The sequence below is a fragment of the Streptomyces sp. NBC_00076 genome, assembly GCF_045041235.1.
Classification (GTDB): Bacteria; Actinomycetota; Actinomycetes; order Streptomycetales; family Streptomycetaceae; genus Streptomyces.
In genome coordinates, this window is sequence record NZ_CP108242.1 from 10,406,724 (window position 1) to 10,422,177 (window position 15,454).

14 protein-coding genes and 4 pseudogenes are annotated in these 15,454 nt (G+C 69.1%); 13 read left to right on the top strand and 5 right to left on the bottom strand.

Features of this window, described 5'->3' with window-relative positions; genetic code table 11:
* Positions 1–38 precede the first annotated feature (38 nt).
* A complete protein-coding gene (locus OHA64_RS46430; RefSeq protein WP_405623336.1) occupies positions 39–722 on the bottom strand; it encodes a 4-carboxy-4-hydroxy-2-oxoadipate aldolase/oxaloacetate decarboxylase in 684 nt (227 codons plus the stop codon).
* A 203-nt stretch (positions 723–925) separates the two neighbouring features.
* On the opposite strand from OHA64_RS46430, the gene OHA64_RS46435 reads away from it, so the two are divergent.
* The 10 genes and pseudogenes from OHA64_RS46435 to OHA64_RS46480 form a co-directional block, all read left to right on the top strand.
* Positions 926–1,675 carry a PIG-L deacetylase family protein gene (locus OHA64_RS46435; RefSeq protein ID WP_405623337.1) on the top strand — a complete coding sequence of 250 codons (750 nt, stop codon included), beginning with the start codon at positions 926–928 and terminating at the stop codon, positions 1,673–1,675.
* Complete coding sequence (locus tag OHA64_RS46440; RefSeq protein ID WP_405623338.1) at positions 1,672–1,989, top strand: hypothetical protein; 318 nt, start codon at positions 1,672–1,674, stop codon at positions 1,987–1,989. Before OHA64_RS46435 ends, OHA64_RS46440 begins: the two co-directional genes overlap by 4 nt.
* Positions 1,990–2,133: 144 nt before the next feature.
* The gene (locus OHA64_RS46445; protein ID WP_405623339.1) at positions 2,134–3,180 is read left to right on the top strand and encodes a PDR/VanB family oxidoreductase; all 1,047 of its coding nucleotides are present in this window, start codon (positions 2,134–2,136) and stop codon (positions 3,178–3,180) included.
* 27 nt (positions 3,181–3,207) lie between these two features.
* Complete coding sequence (locus tag OHA64_RS46450; RefSeq protein WP_405623340.1) at positions 3,208–4,251, top strand: Rieske 2Fe-2S domain-containing protein; 1,044 nt, start codon at positions 3,208–3,210, stop codon at positions 4,249–4,251.
* Complete coding sequence (locus tag OHA64_RS46455) at positions 4,248–4,964, top strand: alpha/beta hydrolase (RefSeq protein ID WP_405623341.1); 717 nt, start codon at positions 4,248–4,250, stop codon at positions 4,962–4,964. The genes OHA64_RS46450 and OHA64_RS46455 overlap by 4 nt, the downstream gene beginning before the upstream one ends.
* Before the next feature lie 18 nt (positions 4,965–4,982).
* The gene (locus tag OHA64_RS46460; protein ID WP_405623342.1) at positions 4,983–5,264 is read left to right on the top strand and encodes a muconolactone Delta-isomerase family protein; all 282 of its coding nucleotides are present in this window, start codon (positions 4,983–4,985) and stop codon (positions 5,262–5,264) included.
* Positions 5,261–6,004: an SDR family NAD(P)-dependent oxidoreductase gene (locus OHA64_RS46465; protein WP_405623344.1), complete on the top strand. Its 744-nt coding sequence runs from the start codon at positions 5,261–5,263 to the stop codon at positions 6,002–6,004. Before OHA64_RS46460 ends, OHA64_RS46465 begins: the two co-directional genes overlap by 4 nt.
* A 32-nt stretch (positions 6,005–6,036) precedes the next feature.
* Positions 6,037–6,393, top strand: coding sequence for a protocatechuate 4,5-dioxygenase subunit alpha (ligA, locus tag OHA64_RS46470; protein ID WP_405623346.1), 357 nt, complete (start codon positions 6,037–6,039; stop codon positions 6,391–6,393).
* A 1-nt stretch (position 6,394) separates the two neighbouring features.
* Positions 6,395–7,234: a class III extradiol dioxygenase subunit beta gene (locus tag OHA64_RS46475; protein ID WP_405624402.1), complete on the top strand. Its 840-nt coding sequence runs from the start codon at positions 6,395–6,397 to the stop codon at positions 7,232–7,234.
* 102 nt (positions 7,235–7,336) lie between these two features.
* Positions 7,337–7,705, top strand: a pseudogene (locus OHA64_RS46480) (YeiH family protein); the annotation flags it as partial.
* 49 nt (positions 7,706–7,754) lie between these two features.
* Here the strand turns inward: OHA64_RS46480 and OHA64_RS46485 are convergent.
* Both OHA64_RS46485 and OHA64_RS46490 read right to left on the bottom strand, forming a co-directional pair.
* Positions 7,755–8,593, bottom strand: a pseudogene (locus OHA64_RS46485) (transposase); the annotation flags it as partial.
* Positions 8,594–8,715: 122 nt separating this feature from the next.
* Positions 8,716–9,827, bottom strand: a pseudogene (locus OHA64_RS46490) (IS630 family transposase).
* Between the two features lie 253 nt (positions 9,828–10,080).
* On the opposite strand from OHA64_RS46490, the gene OHA64_RS46495 reads away from it, so the two are divergent.
* Both OHA64_RS46495 and OHA64_RS46500 read left to right on the top strand, forming a co-directional pair.
* A complete protein-coding gene (locus OHA64_RS46495) occupies positions 10,081–12,003 on the top strand; it encodes a glycoside hydrolase family 5 protein (RefSeq protein WP_405623348.1) in 1,923 nt (640 codons plus the stop codon).
* 192 nt (positions 12,004–12,195) lie between these two features.
* Positions 12,196–12,981, top strand: a complete 786-nt coding sequence (locus OHA64_RS46500; protein ID WP_405623349.1) for a polysaccharide deacetylase family protein — start codon at positions 12,196–12,198, stop codon at positions 12,979–12,981.
* Between the two features lie 44 nt (positions 12,982–13,025).
* On the opposite strand, the gene OHA64_RS46505 is transcribed toward OHA64_RS46500, so the two are convergent.
* On the bottom strand, positions 13,026–13,883 hold the full coding sequence (locus OHA64_RS46505) for an SDR family NAD(P)-dependent oxidoreductase (protein ID WP_405623350.1): 858 nt from the start codon (positions 13,881–13,883) through the stop codon (positions 13,026–13,028).
* Between the two features lie 231 nt (positions 13,884–14,114).
* Here OHA64_RS46505 and OHA64_RS46510 point away from each other — a divergent pair.
* Positions 14,115–14,735, top strand: a pseudogene (locus OHA64_RS46510) (helix-turn-helix transcriptional regulator); the annotation flags it as partial.
* Positions 14,736–14,855: 120 nt separating this feature from the next.
* On the opposite strand, the gene OHA64_RS46515 reads toward OHA64_RS46510, so the two are convergent.
* A complete protein-coding gene (locus OHA64_RS46515; protein ID WP_405623351.1) occupies positions 14,856–15,314 on the bottom strand; it encodes a pyridoxamine 5'-phosphate oxidase family protein in 459 nt (152 codons plus the stop codon).
* Positions 15,315–15,454: the final 140 nt, after the last annotated feature.

The following is a 15,454-nucleotide window of genomic DNA, read 5'->3' on the forward strand; positions in this document are numbered from 1 at the left end:
CACCATCCACCACAGGTTCAGGGCGAGAAGAGGTGCAGTCAGTCCTGATAGGTGACGCCCAGTTCGGCGAGCCTGGCGCGCAGTCCGTAGTAGTCGACGCCCAGCGTCCCGGAACGCAGGACCTTCCGGGTGGTGGCCTCCTTGGCGATCCGCTTCTCGGCGAGCTCCGCCGCCTCCGCCGCCTCCTCCAGGGGCACCACGACCACGCCGTCGTCGTCGGCGACGACGACGTCGCCGGGGCGGACGGACACTCCGCCGAGCGTCACGGGCACGTTGACCGAGCCCGGGGACGCCTTCACCGTGCCCTGGGCGGACACCGACCGGGCCCAGACGTGGAAGCCCATCTCCCGCAGCTCGGCGGTGTCGCGCACACCTGCCGCCGTGATCAGGCCGATGACGCCGCGGGCGGCGAGGGAGGTCGCCAGCAGTTCGCCGAACATGCCGTCCGTGGACGGCGATGTGGTCGTCACCACGAGGATGTCGCCGGGTCGGCAGACCTCGACGGCCGCGTGGATCATCAGGTTGTCCCCCGGGTGGGAGCTGACCGTCACCACCGGGCCGGCTATGCGCACGTTCTGCTGGTTCGGCCGCAGACCGGTTCCCGCGAAGCCACGACGGCCGATGGCCTCGTGGACGGTGGACACCCCCGCCTGCGCGAGCCGGGCGATGACGTCGGCGGCGGGACGGGCGATGTTCCGGACGACCACAGGGCGGTTCGGCATGTCTACTCCGGGCTGTTCCAGGGCTGTTGTCAGGAGAATCACTGGTATCAGCACTATTGTCAACAATTAAGTTGACGATATGGTGACATCTGCACTTTTGATCGCTTTCATCCCGCACTCCTTCTGTGAAAGCCGCACTGAGGCAACGGAGGTGCGTGGCCCCGGTCGATGCGTCCCTCTCTCTCGATCCCCCAGGAGTCCTCATGACCCTCGACGCCCCCACTGCGCCCGAAGGCGCGCTGCTGGTCGTCAGCGCACACGCCGGCGACTTCGTCTGGCGGGCCGGCGGCGCCATCGCCGCGGCCGCCGAACGCGGTCAGCGTGCGAAGGTGCTGTGCCTGAGCTTCGGCGAGCGCGGCGAGTCCGCCCGGGCCTGGCGGGACGGCCTGCGCCTCGACGAGATCAAGGAGCTCCGCCGCACGGAGGCCTCGAACGCGGCAGCGACGCTGGGCGCGGAGATCGAGTTCCTGGACGCCGGGGACTACCCGCTGCTGGAGACCCCGGAGTTGGTGGACCGCATCGTGCGCGTCTACCGGGAGGTGAACCCCGCGGTCGTCCTCACCCACACCCTCACCGACCCCTACAACGGCGACCACCCGGCCGCCGCCCGCATGGCGCTCCAGGCACGCGTGCTCGCCCAGGCGGTCGGCTACGACGCTCCCGGCGAACCGCTCGGCGCTCCCCCGGTGTTCTTCTTCGAGCCGCACCAACCCGAGCAGTGCGACTTCAAGCCGAACGTGCTGCTGGACATCACCTCGGTCTTCGACAAGAAGCGCAAGGCGATGGAGTGCCTGGCCGCACAGCAGCACATGTGGGACTACTACACCGACCTCGCCAAGCGGCGCGGCGTGCAGCTGAAGCGCAACGCCGGCCCCAACCTCGGCCTTTCGCACGGGACTATGGCCGAGGCATACGTACGTCTCTATCCGCAGACGACCGGCGTGCTGGCATGACGGCGCCGCACGGGACCGGTGCCCGCGGCACCACGCACATCTGGGTTCCGTTCCGCGACACGTCCCTCTACGTGGACTACGCGGACGAGACGGAGGAGACCGCCCGGACGCCCGATCACCGGAGCCTGCTGGCCGCTGGCGTCCCCGAGGGCGGCATCACGCGCGACGACCGCTACGGCGCACCGATGTGGCGCGTCGACGCCCAGCGGCTGCACGCCGTGGTGGAAGCCCTCTGGAGCGCGGACCGCCAGGTGCGGATCCACCTCGACCAGGCGCCACGGCCCGGACGGGATGCCGGTACGCGCGACGGATGACGTAGTCCGTGCCACGACCATACGCCGCCCCGGTCCGGTCATTCGAGCGATGACCTGCACGTTCCCCGTTGGCTAGCGTCAGTTACGGCCGCCGGTCCGCGGCCGAAGCGGTCCCCGACCGACCGTGCCGAGGAGATGACGAACGTGACGAGCCCATCAGCCGCCGCCCCGGACACGCGCACCCTCGCTTACACCGGAGCCGGAGCACCCGTCGCGGCGCGGCGCGGCGGCGAGTTCGAGGGCACCGTCACCGTACTGACCCGCCAGACGGTGGCCGACGATGTCGTGTCACTTGAGCTCGCACCGCGCTTCGGTGACGACGGACCGCTGCCATCCTGGCAGCCGGGGGCACACATCGACGTCGTCCTGCCCACGGGTGTCACCCGCCAGTACTCGCTGTGCGGCCCGGCCAAGGACACGGCCCGCTGGCGCATCGCGGTGCTGCGGGAGCCCGACGGGCGCGGCGGTTCCCAGTGGATCCACGACAACGTCCACGAGGGCAGCGAACTCAGGGTGCGCGGTCCCCGCAACAACTTCCCCCTGCACACCACGCCGAATTACCTGTTCGTCGGCGGCGGCATCGGCATCACCCCGCTGCTCCCGATGATCGCCGAGGCCGAGGCCGCCGGAGCCGAGTGGTCCCTGCTCTACGGTGGCCGCACCCGCACGTCCATGGCTTTCCTGCCCGAACTGGAGCGCTACGGCGACCGCGTGACCGTGTGCCCGCAGGACGAGCACGGGCTGCTCGACCTCACCTCCTTCCTCGGCGATCCCGACCCGCCCACCCTGGTGTACTGCTGCGGCCCCGCGGGCCTCATCGACGCGGTCGAGGAGTACTGCGCCACGTGGCCGACCGGGACGCTGAACGTCGAGCGGTTCGCCGCGGCCGACAGGCAGTCCCCCACCGAGAGTGAGGCCGGGCAGCAGCCGTTCGAGATGGAGCTGCGGGCGTCCGGGGTGACGCTGACCGTGCCTCCGGAGCTGTCGGTCCTCAAGGCTGTGGAACAAGCGGGCGTCCCGGTCCTGTCCTCCTGTGAGGAGGGCATCTGCGGCTCGTGCGAGACCGCCGTCCTGGAGGGCGAGGTCGACCACCGCGACTCACTGCTCACCGAAGACGAACGGGCCGCGAACGACACGATGCTCATCTGCGTCTCCCGCGCGAGGAGCGGACGCCTCGTCCTGGATCTCTGACTGGACCTATGAAAGGAAAGACCCGCCATGCTGACACAGCAAGTACGCAACGGCTGGTACCTGGGAGCCTGGTCCGACGAGATCGGCCGGACACTCGAGCAGCGCTGGATCACGGACCTCCCGGTCTGCTTCTACCGGCTTCCCGACAGCACCGTCACCGCCGTCGAAGACCGCTGCCCCCACCGCAAGTACCCGCTGTCCCTGGGCCACCTCGACGACGAGGGCGTCCTCCAGTGTGACTACCACGGCTACCGCTTCGACGGTCAGGGCGTGTGCGTCGGGGTCGCCGAGCAGGCCGACCGGCCCAAGGCGGCACTGCGCCGGTTCCCGCTGGTCGAGCGGAACGGCGCGATCTGGATCTGGCCCGGTGATCCGGGACTGGCCGACGAGAGCCTGCTGCCCGACACCTCCTGGCTCACCGACCCGAACTGGACCCATGTCCACGGTGTGGTCCCGCTGAAGGCCCGGCACCAGTTGCTGCTGGAAAACCTGCTCGACCTCACCCACGAGACGTTCCTGCACCCGACGAGCATCGGCAACGCCGCCGTCGCCGCGACCCCCATCGACGTGACCGTGGACGGCGACCGGGTCAGCTTCAGCCGTCACATGATCGGCATCGAGGCGCCGCCGTTCTATCGGAAATCCTGCGGACTGACCTCTCCGGTGGACCGCTGGCAGGACGGCGACTTCTACCCTCCGGGCATCTTCGTCCTCAACATCCGCGTCGCGGCCACCGGCACCGAGGAACCGCAGGGCTTCCACATGAAGGTGCTGTACGGGATGACGCCGGGACGCGGCAACGTGACACACGACTTCTACGCGCTGGGCCGCGACTACCTCATCGACGACGAGGAGCTCACGAAGTTCCAGCACGAGCAGCAGCTCGCGGTGATGCAGGAGGACGTCGACGCCCTTGAGGCGCAGGAGGTCATGTACGCCACCGATCCGGGCGGCACCGCCGAGTCCAGCATCAAGTCCGACCTCGCCGCACTACGCGGGCGTCGCGCGGTGGCGAAGATGCTCGCCCGTGAACAGCAGGGTGGCGGCACGCGGCCCCGGGCGTCCGTATGAGCGGCCGCCACGTCTTCGTACTGCTCCACGGAGCCTGGCACGGCGGCTGGGTATGGCAGCGCGTGGCACCGCTGTTGCGCGCGGCTGGGCACGAGGCGTACGCCCCCACGCTGACCGGGGTGAGCGATCGCGCCCATCTCCTCACTCCCCAGGTCGGACTCACCACGCACATCCAGGACATCGCGGCGCTGATCGAAGCCCATGACCTGCGGGACGTCGTGCTCGTCGGGCACAGTTACGCCGGCCAGGTCGTCACCGGCCTCGCGGACCGGATTCCGGACCGGCTGGCGAAACGGGTCCACCTCGACGCCTTCGTCGGCGACGACGGGGACGCGGCGATCGACCTGCTGCCCGACCGCATCGCCGGGCACTACCGGGAGTCCGTGTCCGGACCCGGCTTCGGCTGGCTCGTCCCGGTGCGCTCACTGAGTGTGCTCGGCGTCACGGAACAGGCGGACCTCGACTGGCTCGGCCCGCGGCTGACCCCACACCCGTGGCTGACGTACACCGAGCCGTTGCGGCTCACCGGCAAGGCGGACCAGGTCCCCGGTGTCTTCGTCGAATGCACCGACTGGATGCGGGTGTTCACCCCGCACGCCGAGCGGGCCGCCGCCCGCGGCTGGCCGGTCCACGAGATCGCCACCGGACACGAGGCGATGGTCACGGCTCCGGATCGACTTGCCGAACTGTTCCTGGAGATCGCGGCAACCTGACCAGTGAAGGGACGTTCCATGGAATTCCTCGTCCGCACCGAGAACACCCTGCCCCCGGACACCCCCGACGGCGTCCGCGAGGCCCTGCGCGATGGCGAGCGCGAACGGGCCATGGAACTGCGGGAGGCAGGCGTCCTCAAGCGGCTGTGGCGGGTTCCGGGCCGCAACGCCACGATCGGCCTGTACGAGGCGGCCGATCCGGCGGAGCTGCACGACGCGCTGGTCTCCCTGCCGATGTGGAAGTGGATGGACATCACCGTGGAGGCGCTGGCCACCCATCCGCAGGAGAAGGCACCATGACCGGCCGGGACAGCCCTCGGGTCGCGATCGTCACGGGCGCCGCCGGCGGCCTGGGGCGGGCCATCGCCCGCAGACTGGCCGCGGACGGATTCACGGTCGCCGCACTCGACATAGCCGAACCGGAAGGCACCGGTGGCATGGCCGGTGTGCGGCCGTGGCGCTGCGATGTCAGTGACCGAGCCGCGATCCGTCGAGCCGTGGAGGAGATCAACGAGGCGTACGGCAGTGGCAGCATCGACGTACTGGTCAACAACGCCGGCCTGCTGTCCGGCCGTGCGCCGCTGCTGGAGGCGTCCCCCGAAGAACTGCACCGCTTCTTCGCCGTCAACGCCGTCGGCCCGCTGCTCATGGTGCAGGCGTGCGTGCCGTGGCTGCGCACCAGCCCGCACCGCGGGCGGGTCATCAATGTCGCGTCCCGCACCTTCTTCACCGGGGCACCGGGGCAGATCGCCTACGTGGCCGGCAAGGGCGCGCTCATCGGGATGACCCGGGTGATGGCACGGGAACTGGGCGAGCACCGGATCACGGTGAACGCGGTGGCGCCCGCTCAGGTGGCCACCCCGGGCACCCGGGCGCACTCCGGCGACGAGGTCTTCGCCGAGACCATGAGCCGACAGGCGATCAAGGAGTACGTCACCCCGGAGCACTTCGCCGGGCTCGTCTCCTTCCTCGCCTCACCGGACGCGGTCATGGTCACCGGCCAGACGCTCGTCTGCGACGGCGGCGGACTCCTGCACTGACCGGCAACCCCACGGGAGAGGAGAGGAACGGCATGTCCAGCAGCACACCCCAGGTCCCCGGCACCTACGTCTTCGACGCCGCCGAGAACCGCCGCGGACGGGCCCTGAACCAGCTCTGCGGGTCGCTCAAGTACGCCGGAAACCGGGCGAGGTTCAAGGCCGACGAGCCCGCGTACTGCGAGACGTACGGCCTGACGGCCGAGCAGCGGGACGCGCTTTTGGAGCGGGACTGGAACCGGATGATGGAGCTGGGCGGCTCCATCTTCTACGTCTTCAAACTCGCCATGGTCGACCAGAAGTCCATGCAGTACCTCGGCGGGGTCTTCACCGGCATGACCACCGAGGAGTTCGCGGAAGCGCTGAAAGCGGGAGGGCGGAGCTTTGGCTGAGGTGATGTGGGGACTGGCCACCTCGCACGTACCGTCCATCGGTGCGGCCATGGACCGCGAGAAGACCCAGGACTCGTATTGGAAGCCGCTGTTCGACGGGTATGGGCCGGCGCGCGAGTGGATGGCCCGGCACACCCCGGATGTCGCGGTCGTCGTCTACAACGACCACGCCAACGCCCTGGATCTGAGCGTCACGCCGACCTTCGCGATCGGCTCGGCCCCGTCGTACCAGGTGGCCGACGAGGGCTGGGGCAGCCGCCCCGTGCCAACCGTCTACGGCGCCCCGGAGTTCTCCGACCACCTCGTCAAAAGCCTGATCGACGCCTCTTTCGACCTCACCGTCTACCAGGAGCTCGACGTCGACCACGGCCTGACGGTGCCCCTGTCGGTGTACTGCCCCGACCCCGGGGAACGCTGGCCATGCATGGTGGTCCCCCTCCTCGTCAACGTCATCCAGTACCCGCAGCCGACCGCCGCGAGGTGCCTGGCCCTCGGCCGAGCGCTGGGCGAGGCGATCCGCGCCTACCCCGAGGACCTCAAGGTCGCGGTCTTCGGCACCGGCGGCATGTCCCACCAGCTCGCGGGCGCCCGCGCGGGGCTGATCAACCAGGAATTCGATCGGATGTTCCTCGACGCGATCGAGCACGACCCGGAGAAGCTGGCCTCGCTGACCCGCGAGGACTACATCCGCGAGGCCGGCTCCGAGGGCATCGAACTCATCATGTGGCTAATCATGCGCGGCGCCCTGGGCCCGCGGATCCGCCGCGTGCACGAGACGTACCATGTGCCCGCGTCGAACACCGCGGCCGGGATGGTCCTATTCGAGAACCTGAGCGCCTGATCCGATTGCCGCCGTACCTGTGAGGGTCCCCGCCGCGGCGCCGAGTTCATCGCAGCCACCGGTAGCGAAGTGCTGCAAGTGGGGGCCGGTTCGCGACCGGTCATGCTGGGCACCTTGGCGGTGGCGTTGAGCGGCGCCTGGTTCGTCGGCCGCCTGCTGGGCATCCATCCGGAGTCCCGGCTGCTGATCGGCGTGGGGACGGGGATCTGCGGAGCCTCGGCGATCGCCGCGGTCACCTCCGTCGTGAAGGCGACGGAAGCCCGTGTCGCGTACGCGATGGGCGCCATCTTCACGTTCAACATCGCCGCTGTCCTGCTGTATCCGTCCCTCGGCCACCTGCTCGGGCTGTCCCAGCAGGCATTCGGATTGTGGAGCGGCACCGCAGTCAACGACATATCATCGGTCGTGGCCGCCGCCTACACATACGGGACGCCGGCCGGGACATATGCCGTCGTAGTCAAGCTGACCCGCAGCCTCATGATCGTACCGATCTGCGTGTTCCTGCAGGGGTGGCAGTCCCGGCGCCGACATACCGCCGTTCCTTGCGGACGACCAGCCGCATCCCTGTGGGCCAGCCGGTCAGGCAGTCGCCGCCGAGTTCGGCGCCCCAGGCGCCGTCGCGGATGTCGCCGTCGGGTTCGACGGCCGGCGTCCAGGCCGAGGCCGACACCTTGAGGACGGCCTGATGGATGGCGTCGGTGATGGTCATGCCGACCGAGTACGACAGCCACCTGCCGCGCCGAGTGAGCCAGGCGACGAACTCATGGGTGCCGCCGCCGGAGTCGGTGCGGATCAGTGTCTGACGTCCCCGCCACAACCGTTTCGGCAGCTGGGCCAGGGCCAGCGTCGTGGCTTCGATGTGGTCCGCGGCGGTGTTGCAACCCCGCGTTGCCGGGCCGCAGCAGGCCCACGACCGGCTCGCCGGGCCGGCCCCGGCCGTGGTCGACGAACCCCATCAGCGGGTGATGCCCGAATGTCTTCTTCCAGGTCGCAGCGGCGTCCTGCTTCTCGGAGTGCGCCAGGACGAGGACCCCGTCGATGTCCACGATCACCTGCCCGTCCGCGTCCGGCGCCGCATCACCGGCCAACTTCCAGACATGTTCGCGTACTTCGGCCCGGGCCATGCGCAGCGCGGCCAGAACCCTCTGCCCTCCTGCGGCCAGTCGGCCGATCAGGCGGGAGACCTTCGGGTCGGAGGCCACCGGCCCGAACACGGCCGGCTCCGCCCGCAGCATGCCCACATCGGCGAGGCAGTCCCCGCCCAGCGCGATCGCGAAGCACGGCCCCTGCCTGGGAGACCACCCCGCGGCCGCCGACCTCGACACGGACATGCGGGTACGACCCGATACGCTTCTTCACGTGAGAAGTGCTTCTTTCCTCGCAGCCAACAGGACCCTCAGCAAGTCCTATCGTTGCAGGTCAGGGGCACTTCCCGTGTTTTTGATCAAGCCTCGGACAGCACGCTACGTGAAAGCGCGAGGCTAGTGTCCTGCGCCGGAGATCCGTTGGCAGAAGCGGGCGAGGGAATCGAGGATCTCTTCGGCGGTCTTGGTCCAGATGAAGGGCTTGGGTCCTCGTTCCAGTCTTTGACCCATGCGCGGATGTCGGCCTCGAGGGTCTGCACGTTTTTGTGTGCGCCGCGGCGGATCTTCTGGTCGGCCAGGAAGCCGAACCACCGCTCGACCTGGTTGATCCAGGAGGAGCCGGTGGGTGTGAAGTGCATGTGGAAGCGTGGGTGCTTGGCCAGCCATGTCCTGATCGCGGGCGTCTTGTGGGTGCCGTAGTTGTCGCAGATCAGGTGGACCGCCAGGTGCGCGGGCACTTCCTTGTCGATCCGGATCAGGAACTTCTTGAACTCCGCGGCCCGGTGCCGGCGGTGCAGAGCACTGATGACCTCGCCGGTGGCGACGTCGAACGCGGCGAACAAGGTAGTCAGCCCGTTGCGGACGTAGTCGTGGGTGCGCCGCTCAGGCATTCCCGGCATTATCGGCAGCACCGGCTGGGACCGGTCCAGGGCCTGGATCTGCGACTTCTCGTCCACCGACAGCACCACCGCTCCCTCGGGCGGGTCGAAGTACAGCCCGACGACGTCGTAGACCTTCTCCACGAACAGCGGGTCCGTCGACAGCTTGAACGTGTCCGTCAGATGCGGCTTGAGCTGGAACTTCCGCCAGATCCGGCCGACGGTCGACTTCGACAGGCCGCTGTGCTCCGCCATCGACCTTCGCGACCAGTGGGTGGAGTCCTTCGGAATCTCCTCCAGCGTGGTGACCACGACCGCTTCCACCTGATCGACGCTGATGGTGGGTGGCCGGCCCGGCCGCGGCTCGTCGACCAGGCCGTCGAGCCGCTCCGCGAGGAACCGGCGCCGCCACTTGCGGACGGTGTCAGCGGCAACCCGCAACTCGCGGGCGACTGCGACGATCGGCGGCACCTCCACACCCGCGCACGCCAGCACGATCCGCGCTCGCAGGGCCAGCGCCTGGGCCGACGACGCCCGCCGCTCCAACACCGCCCGTTCGTCATCAGACAGCAGCAACGGTTCCAGTTTCGGGCCCCGACGAGGAACTGACGCACCAGCAGCAGAAGTCACGCAACTACTAACGATCAACTACTGGCGCAGGACACTAGCCCTCGCGGGTCCATTCAGACCAGATCCTGCGGGGCGCGCTGGAGACCGACAATTCCCTGTAGGGAATGGGCCTTTCGAGTCAGCGCGATATCCGGCATGGCCCGGGTCAGAGGGAGCATGGTGGCGAGAACTGACATCGACCTGGCCGGTGTTCCTTCGTAGGCTGGCAGCCACTGCTCGTCACGCTCCCCACCACGCAGCCACAGAGGACCGGATGCCGACCGTCAGACTTGTCCAGTACCTGACAACAGCAGCCGTGGTTCTCGCGCTGCTGACCACAACGCCGACCACTGTTGCCGCCACTGGGAAGCCCGCAGCCTCCGAGGCCCCGGCCCAGGCCAATTCGCCGGCTGTGGACAGCTGGCAGCCGCCGTTGTCCGCCCGGGGCCGGTACATCGTCGATGCTCAGGGGCGCCGGTTCCGCCTGAAGTCGGCCAACTGGGACGGCGCGCAGGGCTCGTGGGCAGGAAGTGGCAGCACCGCCGATTCCGCCAACCACCACGCCGGCCAGAACTCCTACGGCATACCCCTCGGCCTTGACCGCGCCCCGCTGCCCGAGCTGCTCGCCGACTTCCAGGAACTAGGCATCAACAGCATCCGGCTGCCGTTCTCCAACGAGATGATCCACGCGACAGCTCCCGCGCCGGACGCCGCCGTCGCGGCCAACCCGCGGCTGCGCGGCAAAACGCCTCTGCAGATCTACGACGCCGTGGTGGCCGCCCTCACCCAGGACGGGTTCGCGGTCGTCCTCAACAACCATACGAACAGCACCCGTTGGTGCTGCGGCATCGACGGCAACGAACGGTGGAACAGCGGTCAGTCCACCCAGCAGTGGGCCGACGACTGGGTCTTCATGGCCCGCCGGTACGCCACCAACTCCCGTGTCGTGGGGGCGGATCTCTACAACGAGGTACGCCGTGACGTCCTGGACGACCCCAACTGGGGCAGCGGAGACGACCACGACTGGTACGCCGCCGCCCAACTCGCCGCGGACCGCATCCTCACCGAGGCCAACCCCGAACTCCTCATCGTCCTCGAGGGCATCAACTGGACCGGCCTGCCCGTCGACGGACTGCCGCACGACCGGCCCACCCTCACGCCCGCGCGCACGCTCTCGCACACCCTCATGAACGCTCACAAGCTGGTCTACTCGGCCCACTTCTACGGCTACACGGGTCCCCGGCACAGTGGTGCCACCGGAATCGGCGAGACCCACGATCCCCGTTACCAGGACCTGACCCGCGACCAGCTGTCCCAAGTCCTCGCCGACCAGGCCTTCTTCGTGACCACGGAGGGACAGCACTACACCGCGCCCGTGTGGATCAGCGAATTCGGCATCGGAGCCAACGAGACCGGCACCGCCGCCCGCGCCTGGTTCGGCAACATCACCGACTACTTCGCCGACCATGACGCCGACTTCGCCTACTGGCCCCTGGTCGGCTGGGAGGGCCACGACGACTGGGCCCTGCTGCGCTACGACACCGCGGGGCGACGACACGGCGTCCTCGACCAGGGCGACTGGCGCGGCACCGCCTGGGGTCACCTGATGACGTCCGCGACCCGCACCGGGTACATCGATCCGGTGCCGGTCTGGCGCATGCTCACCGCCGACCACGGCGACAGCGTGCGGTCCCTGCGGGTACGGGCCGGCGGCGACTGGGATCCGGGGGCCTACAAAGCCGTCTGCCCCGACGGCCTGCGGCTGATCGGCCTCAGCCACACCGGCGGCCGCGGCCTGTGCACCGACACGACCGTCGGCGACCTGCGCGCCGCAGGCGACGCACAGACGGTGATCACCGACGAACGCCACGTCCCCCCAGGCCGTGACTGGGCCGGCGGCTACACCAAGTTCCAGTGCCCGGCCGGGCAGTTCCTCATCGGCTACAGCCGCCGCGGTGACCGGGTGTCGGCGGCCCTGTGCGCGCCCGCCCGCACCTCACCGGGCCTCACCGGACGGACCGTCTGGTTCGACCGGTCCGACAGCCGGCCCGCTGACGGCGTCGGCGGCGACTTCGCCGAGGGCCACTACAAAGGCCAATGCGCCGCAGACGAGTACGCCGCCGGTATCGCCTTCACCACTCGCCTGGCGAGCACGCCAGGCCCCGCGGCCCTGTTGTGCAGCCCGCTGCGCCCCTGACCCGCGCTCACCGCAGGGCCCACTGGCTCATGGGCACGGAGGAACGCACTCATCCGCTTCGTGCGCGGATACCGAGGCGTCTCAGAACCCCCGCGGAATTGTCCGTGATCAGTAACAGGCGGATCCCGCGGTGCCCTTTCTCCGTCCTGATGGATGCACGGATCCACCAAGACGACGAGAAACAGGGCGGACATGGCGCGGCATGGGGGACGGGGATGGCACGGCCGGGTACTCGCGGCGGCGGTCGGGGTGACAGCGATGGCGGCCGCCACCTCGGTATGGACCGCGCAGGCCGGGCCCGTTGACGAGCGGCAGGCCGGAGCGGGCGTCTCCGCGGGCCCCTCCGCACCGGGTTCCGGCACCGGCGGGGCGCCGGTGTCGGTGGACATCGCCCATGCCTCGGACCAAGGCGCCCGCGGCGTCAACATCACCATCGACGACGGGCCGGACCCGGCCTGGACACCGCAGGTGCTGGAAGTGCTGCGGGAGAACGGCGTGAAGGCGACCTTCTGCATGGTGGGCACGCAGGCCCAAGCCCATCCGGACCTGGTGAAGGCGGTGGTGGCGGCCGGGCACCGGCTGTGTGACCACACGGTCTCCCACGACACCACCATGGACACCAACTCCCACGCCTACCAGTCACAGCAGATCCTGGACGCCGAACGCATGATCACCAAAGCCTCCGGGGGCGTCCGGCCGCTGTACTACCGGGCGCCGGGCGGTGCCTTCACCCCCTACAGCAGGCAGCTCGCCGCATCCCGGGGGATGCGGCCGCTGGGCTGGAACGTCGACTCCAAGGACTTCGAGCGCCCCGGCACCGACGCCATAATCGCCACCGTCAAGAACGAGATATCCAACGGCCCGACCGTCCTCTTCCACGACGCGGGAGGCGAGCGCTCCCAGACCGTGGCCGCCCTGCGCGAGGTCCTGCCGTGGCTGAAGCAGCAGGGATACTCCTTCGGCTTCCCGGTGCGCTGAGCACCAACGCGGAGCAGTGAGCCCAGCCGACACGCACACGCAGGTCAACCGCCGACTCCGGTCAGCGCGACGGTGGCCTGCCACAACCTGCCTGCCGTCTCCTCGTCGAGGCCGGCCTTGCCCGGCTCGCGTACGGTGGGGTGGCCCTTGATGCTGCCGGGCCCGTCCGGGCCGACGTAGGCGTTGCCGGGCACGTTCTGCGTCGCGCCGTAGAGGATGGACAGGGCTCCGCGTTCCGGGTCGTTGAGCAGGAAGGAAAGGCGGTTGATGGCGTTGGCCGGCGAGTGGGCGGCCAGCTGGGTCGTCGCGATGCCGGGGTGGGCGAGCACCGACCGCACACGGCTGCCCGAGGCGGTCAGCCGCCGCTGCAACTCCAGGGAGAACAGCACGCCCGCGAGCTTGGAGTCCTGGTAGGCGTTCATCCCGTTGTACTTGCGCGTGCGCCAGTCGAGGTCGTCGACGTCCAGCTTGGACTGCCGGTGGAGCTGGCTGATCACCGTGACCACACGGTCGGTCAGGTGCGGCAGGAGCAGATTGGTCAGGGCGAAGGGGCCGGTGTAGTTCGTCGCCGTCTGCACGTCCAGACCGTCCGCGGTCCGCGCCGCCGGGATGTCCATGACGCCGGCGTTGTTGATGAGCACGTCCAGGGCACCGCTCCACTCCTGTGCGAAGCGGCGTACCGATCCCAGGTCGGCGACGTCCAGGTGCCGGACGTCGAACTCGCCGGGCATGCCGGAGACGGCCAGCCGGCCCTTCTCCGTGTTACGCACCGCCAACACGACGCGGGCGCCGGCACAGGCCAACTCACGAGCCGTGATGAGCCCGAGACCGCTCCCGGCGCCGGTGATGAGCACCGTCCTGCCTGTCAGCTCCGGCAGATCGGCGGCTGTCCACTTGGCCATGGGAATCCTCTCCTCCGCTGGGCGCGGCGGTGCCCGCCGCACGTCCAGGTCGTCGCGGAAGGCACTGCGCCGTCCCGCGGTAGCCACTGCACCGCACCCGGCGATACCGAGGAAGGACTCCCTCAACCACTGACTCGCAGTCCGTGGATAAGGCCCACCGACGGCTGCGACACTGGCGAACGCACGGCGATGTCCCACGTTCGCGAAGCACACGATCTTCTGGAGACAACCATGGAACGGTCCGTGGATCGCGCCTCGTTGGGCGCCTTTCTGCGTGCCCGTCGGGAGGCGCTGCAACCGGAGGACGTGGGACTGCGCCGCGGGTCGCGCCGACGTGCCCGCGGACTGCGGCGGGAGGAGGTCGCGGAGCTGTGCGACATGTCCAGCGACTACTTCGCCCGTCTGGAGAGGGGGAACGGACCGCAGCCGTCGCAGCAGATGGCCGCGGCCATCGCCCGCGGTCTGCGCCTCACCCCGGACGAACGCGACCACCTGTTCCTGCTGTGCGGGCACGGCACACCGCAGCGGTACCTGCGCAGCGAGCACGTCAACCCCGGACTGATGCGCGTACTGGACCGGCTGCAGGACACCCCGGCACAGGTCATGGGCCACCTCGGCGCGACCTTGCTGCAGACACCAGCCGCCGTGGCGCTGCTCGGCGAAGAGACCCACTACACCGGGGACGACCGCAGCGCCCCGTACCGCTGGTTCACCGACCCTGCTGCCCGCAGCCGCTACCTCCCAGACGATCACGCCTCCAACAGCCAGGTGAACGTCTCGCTCCTGCGGGCGGCCGCCACGCGGGAAGGCCCCAAGTCGCATGCCGCCGGCCTCGTGCGGCATCTGCACCGACAGCTTCACGGTCGGATGAGCATGTCGTTCGCGGCACCATCCCCTCCGAGGTAGTCCCGGCCCGTCCAGGTGCCGCCGATGACGTGACACACCACGAACGGGCGAGGTGACCTCTGGTGGTCACATCTTGCGGAAGTCCCAGGAGAGGGTTTTCGACGGTGTCAGTCGGATCCACGCATGCCGGCCGTCGTGCGGCATTGTCTCCAGACCGAAGTTCTTGCGAGCGAACAATGGTTCCACTGCTTCGAGTTCGGCGCAGGGTTCTCCGGTGCGGGGGATCTCCCCCACGAACTCCACAGCGCCTGACAACTCGACCCCGCGAAGCTCTCCGTACCCCTCACCGGAGTCGATGACGATCGCCACGCGCCGGTCGTGCCGAAGGTCGGCCCACCGCTTGCTGCGCACGATGGAGTACAGCCACACCGAGGTACCGTCCCATGCGAACCAGAGGGCACTGAGATGCGGGGCACCGTCGCTCGAGACCGTAGCGACCCGGCATGTGCGCTGGGCGGCGAGGAACTCGTCCAACTCATCCTGCGTCATCATGATCTTCCGGCTCCTGCGCTGAGGTGCAGCCATGCGAGCCTCTCTTCTCTGCGCGTCAGGGCGTCGGCGCATCGGGGCGTCGTGTCTGGGCGTCTTGGTGAAGATAGTCCTTTGCGTAGCGTCAGAAGAATGGGTCATCAGCCATAAGCCTGCAATGGCTGGGGACCCAGTAA

Coding starts and splice junctions, on each gene's coding strand:
- OHA64_RS46450 (WP_405623340.1), top strand. CDS start 3,208: ATGCTGACACAGCAAGTACGCAACGGCTGGTACCTGGGAGCCTGGTCC.
- OHA64_RS46430 (WP_405623336.1), bottom strand. CDS start 722: ATGCCGAACCGCCCTGTGGTCGTCCGGAACATCGCCCGTCCCGCCGCC.
- OHA64_RS46500 (WP_405623349.1), top strand. CDS start 12,196: ATGGCGCGGCATGGGGGACGGGGATGGCACGGCCGGGTACTCGCGGCG.
- OHA64_RS46465 (WP_405623344.1), top strand. CDS start 5,261: ATGACCGGCCGGGACAGCCCTCGGGTCGCGATCGTCACGGGCGCCGCC.
- OHA64_RS46435 (WP_405623337.1), top strand. CDS start 926: ATGACCCTCGACGCCCCCACTGCGCCCGAAGGCGCGCTGCTGGTCGTC.
- OHA64_RS46495 (WP_405623348.1), top strand. CDS start 10,081: ATGCCGACCGTCAGACTTGTCCAGTACCTGACAACAGCAGCCGTGGTT.
- ligA (WP_405623346.1), top strand. CDS start 6,037: ATGTCCAGCAGCACACCCCAGGTCCCCGGCACCTACGTCTTCGACGCC.
- OHA64_RS46460 (WP_405623342.1), top strand. CDS start 4,983: ATGGAATTCCTCGTCCGCACCGAGAACACCCTGCCCCCGGACACCCCC.
- OHA64_RS46440 (WP_405623338.1), top strand. CDS start 1,672: ATGACGGCGCCGCACGGGACCGGTGCCCGCGGCACCACGCACATCTGG.
- OHA64_RS46515 (WP_405623351.1), bottom strand. CDS start 15,314: ATGGCTGCACCTCAGCGCAGGAGCCGGAAGATCATGATGACGCAGGAT.
- OHA64_RS46505 (WP_405623350.1), bottom strand. CDS start 13,883: ATGGCCAAGTGGACAGCCGCCGATCTGCCGGAGCTGACAGGCAGGACG.
- OHA64_RS46455 (WP_405623341.1), top strand. CDS start 4,248: ATGAGCGGCCGCCACGTCTTCGTACTGCTCCACGGAGCCTGGCACGGC.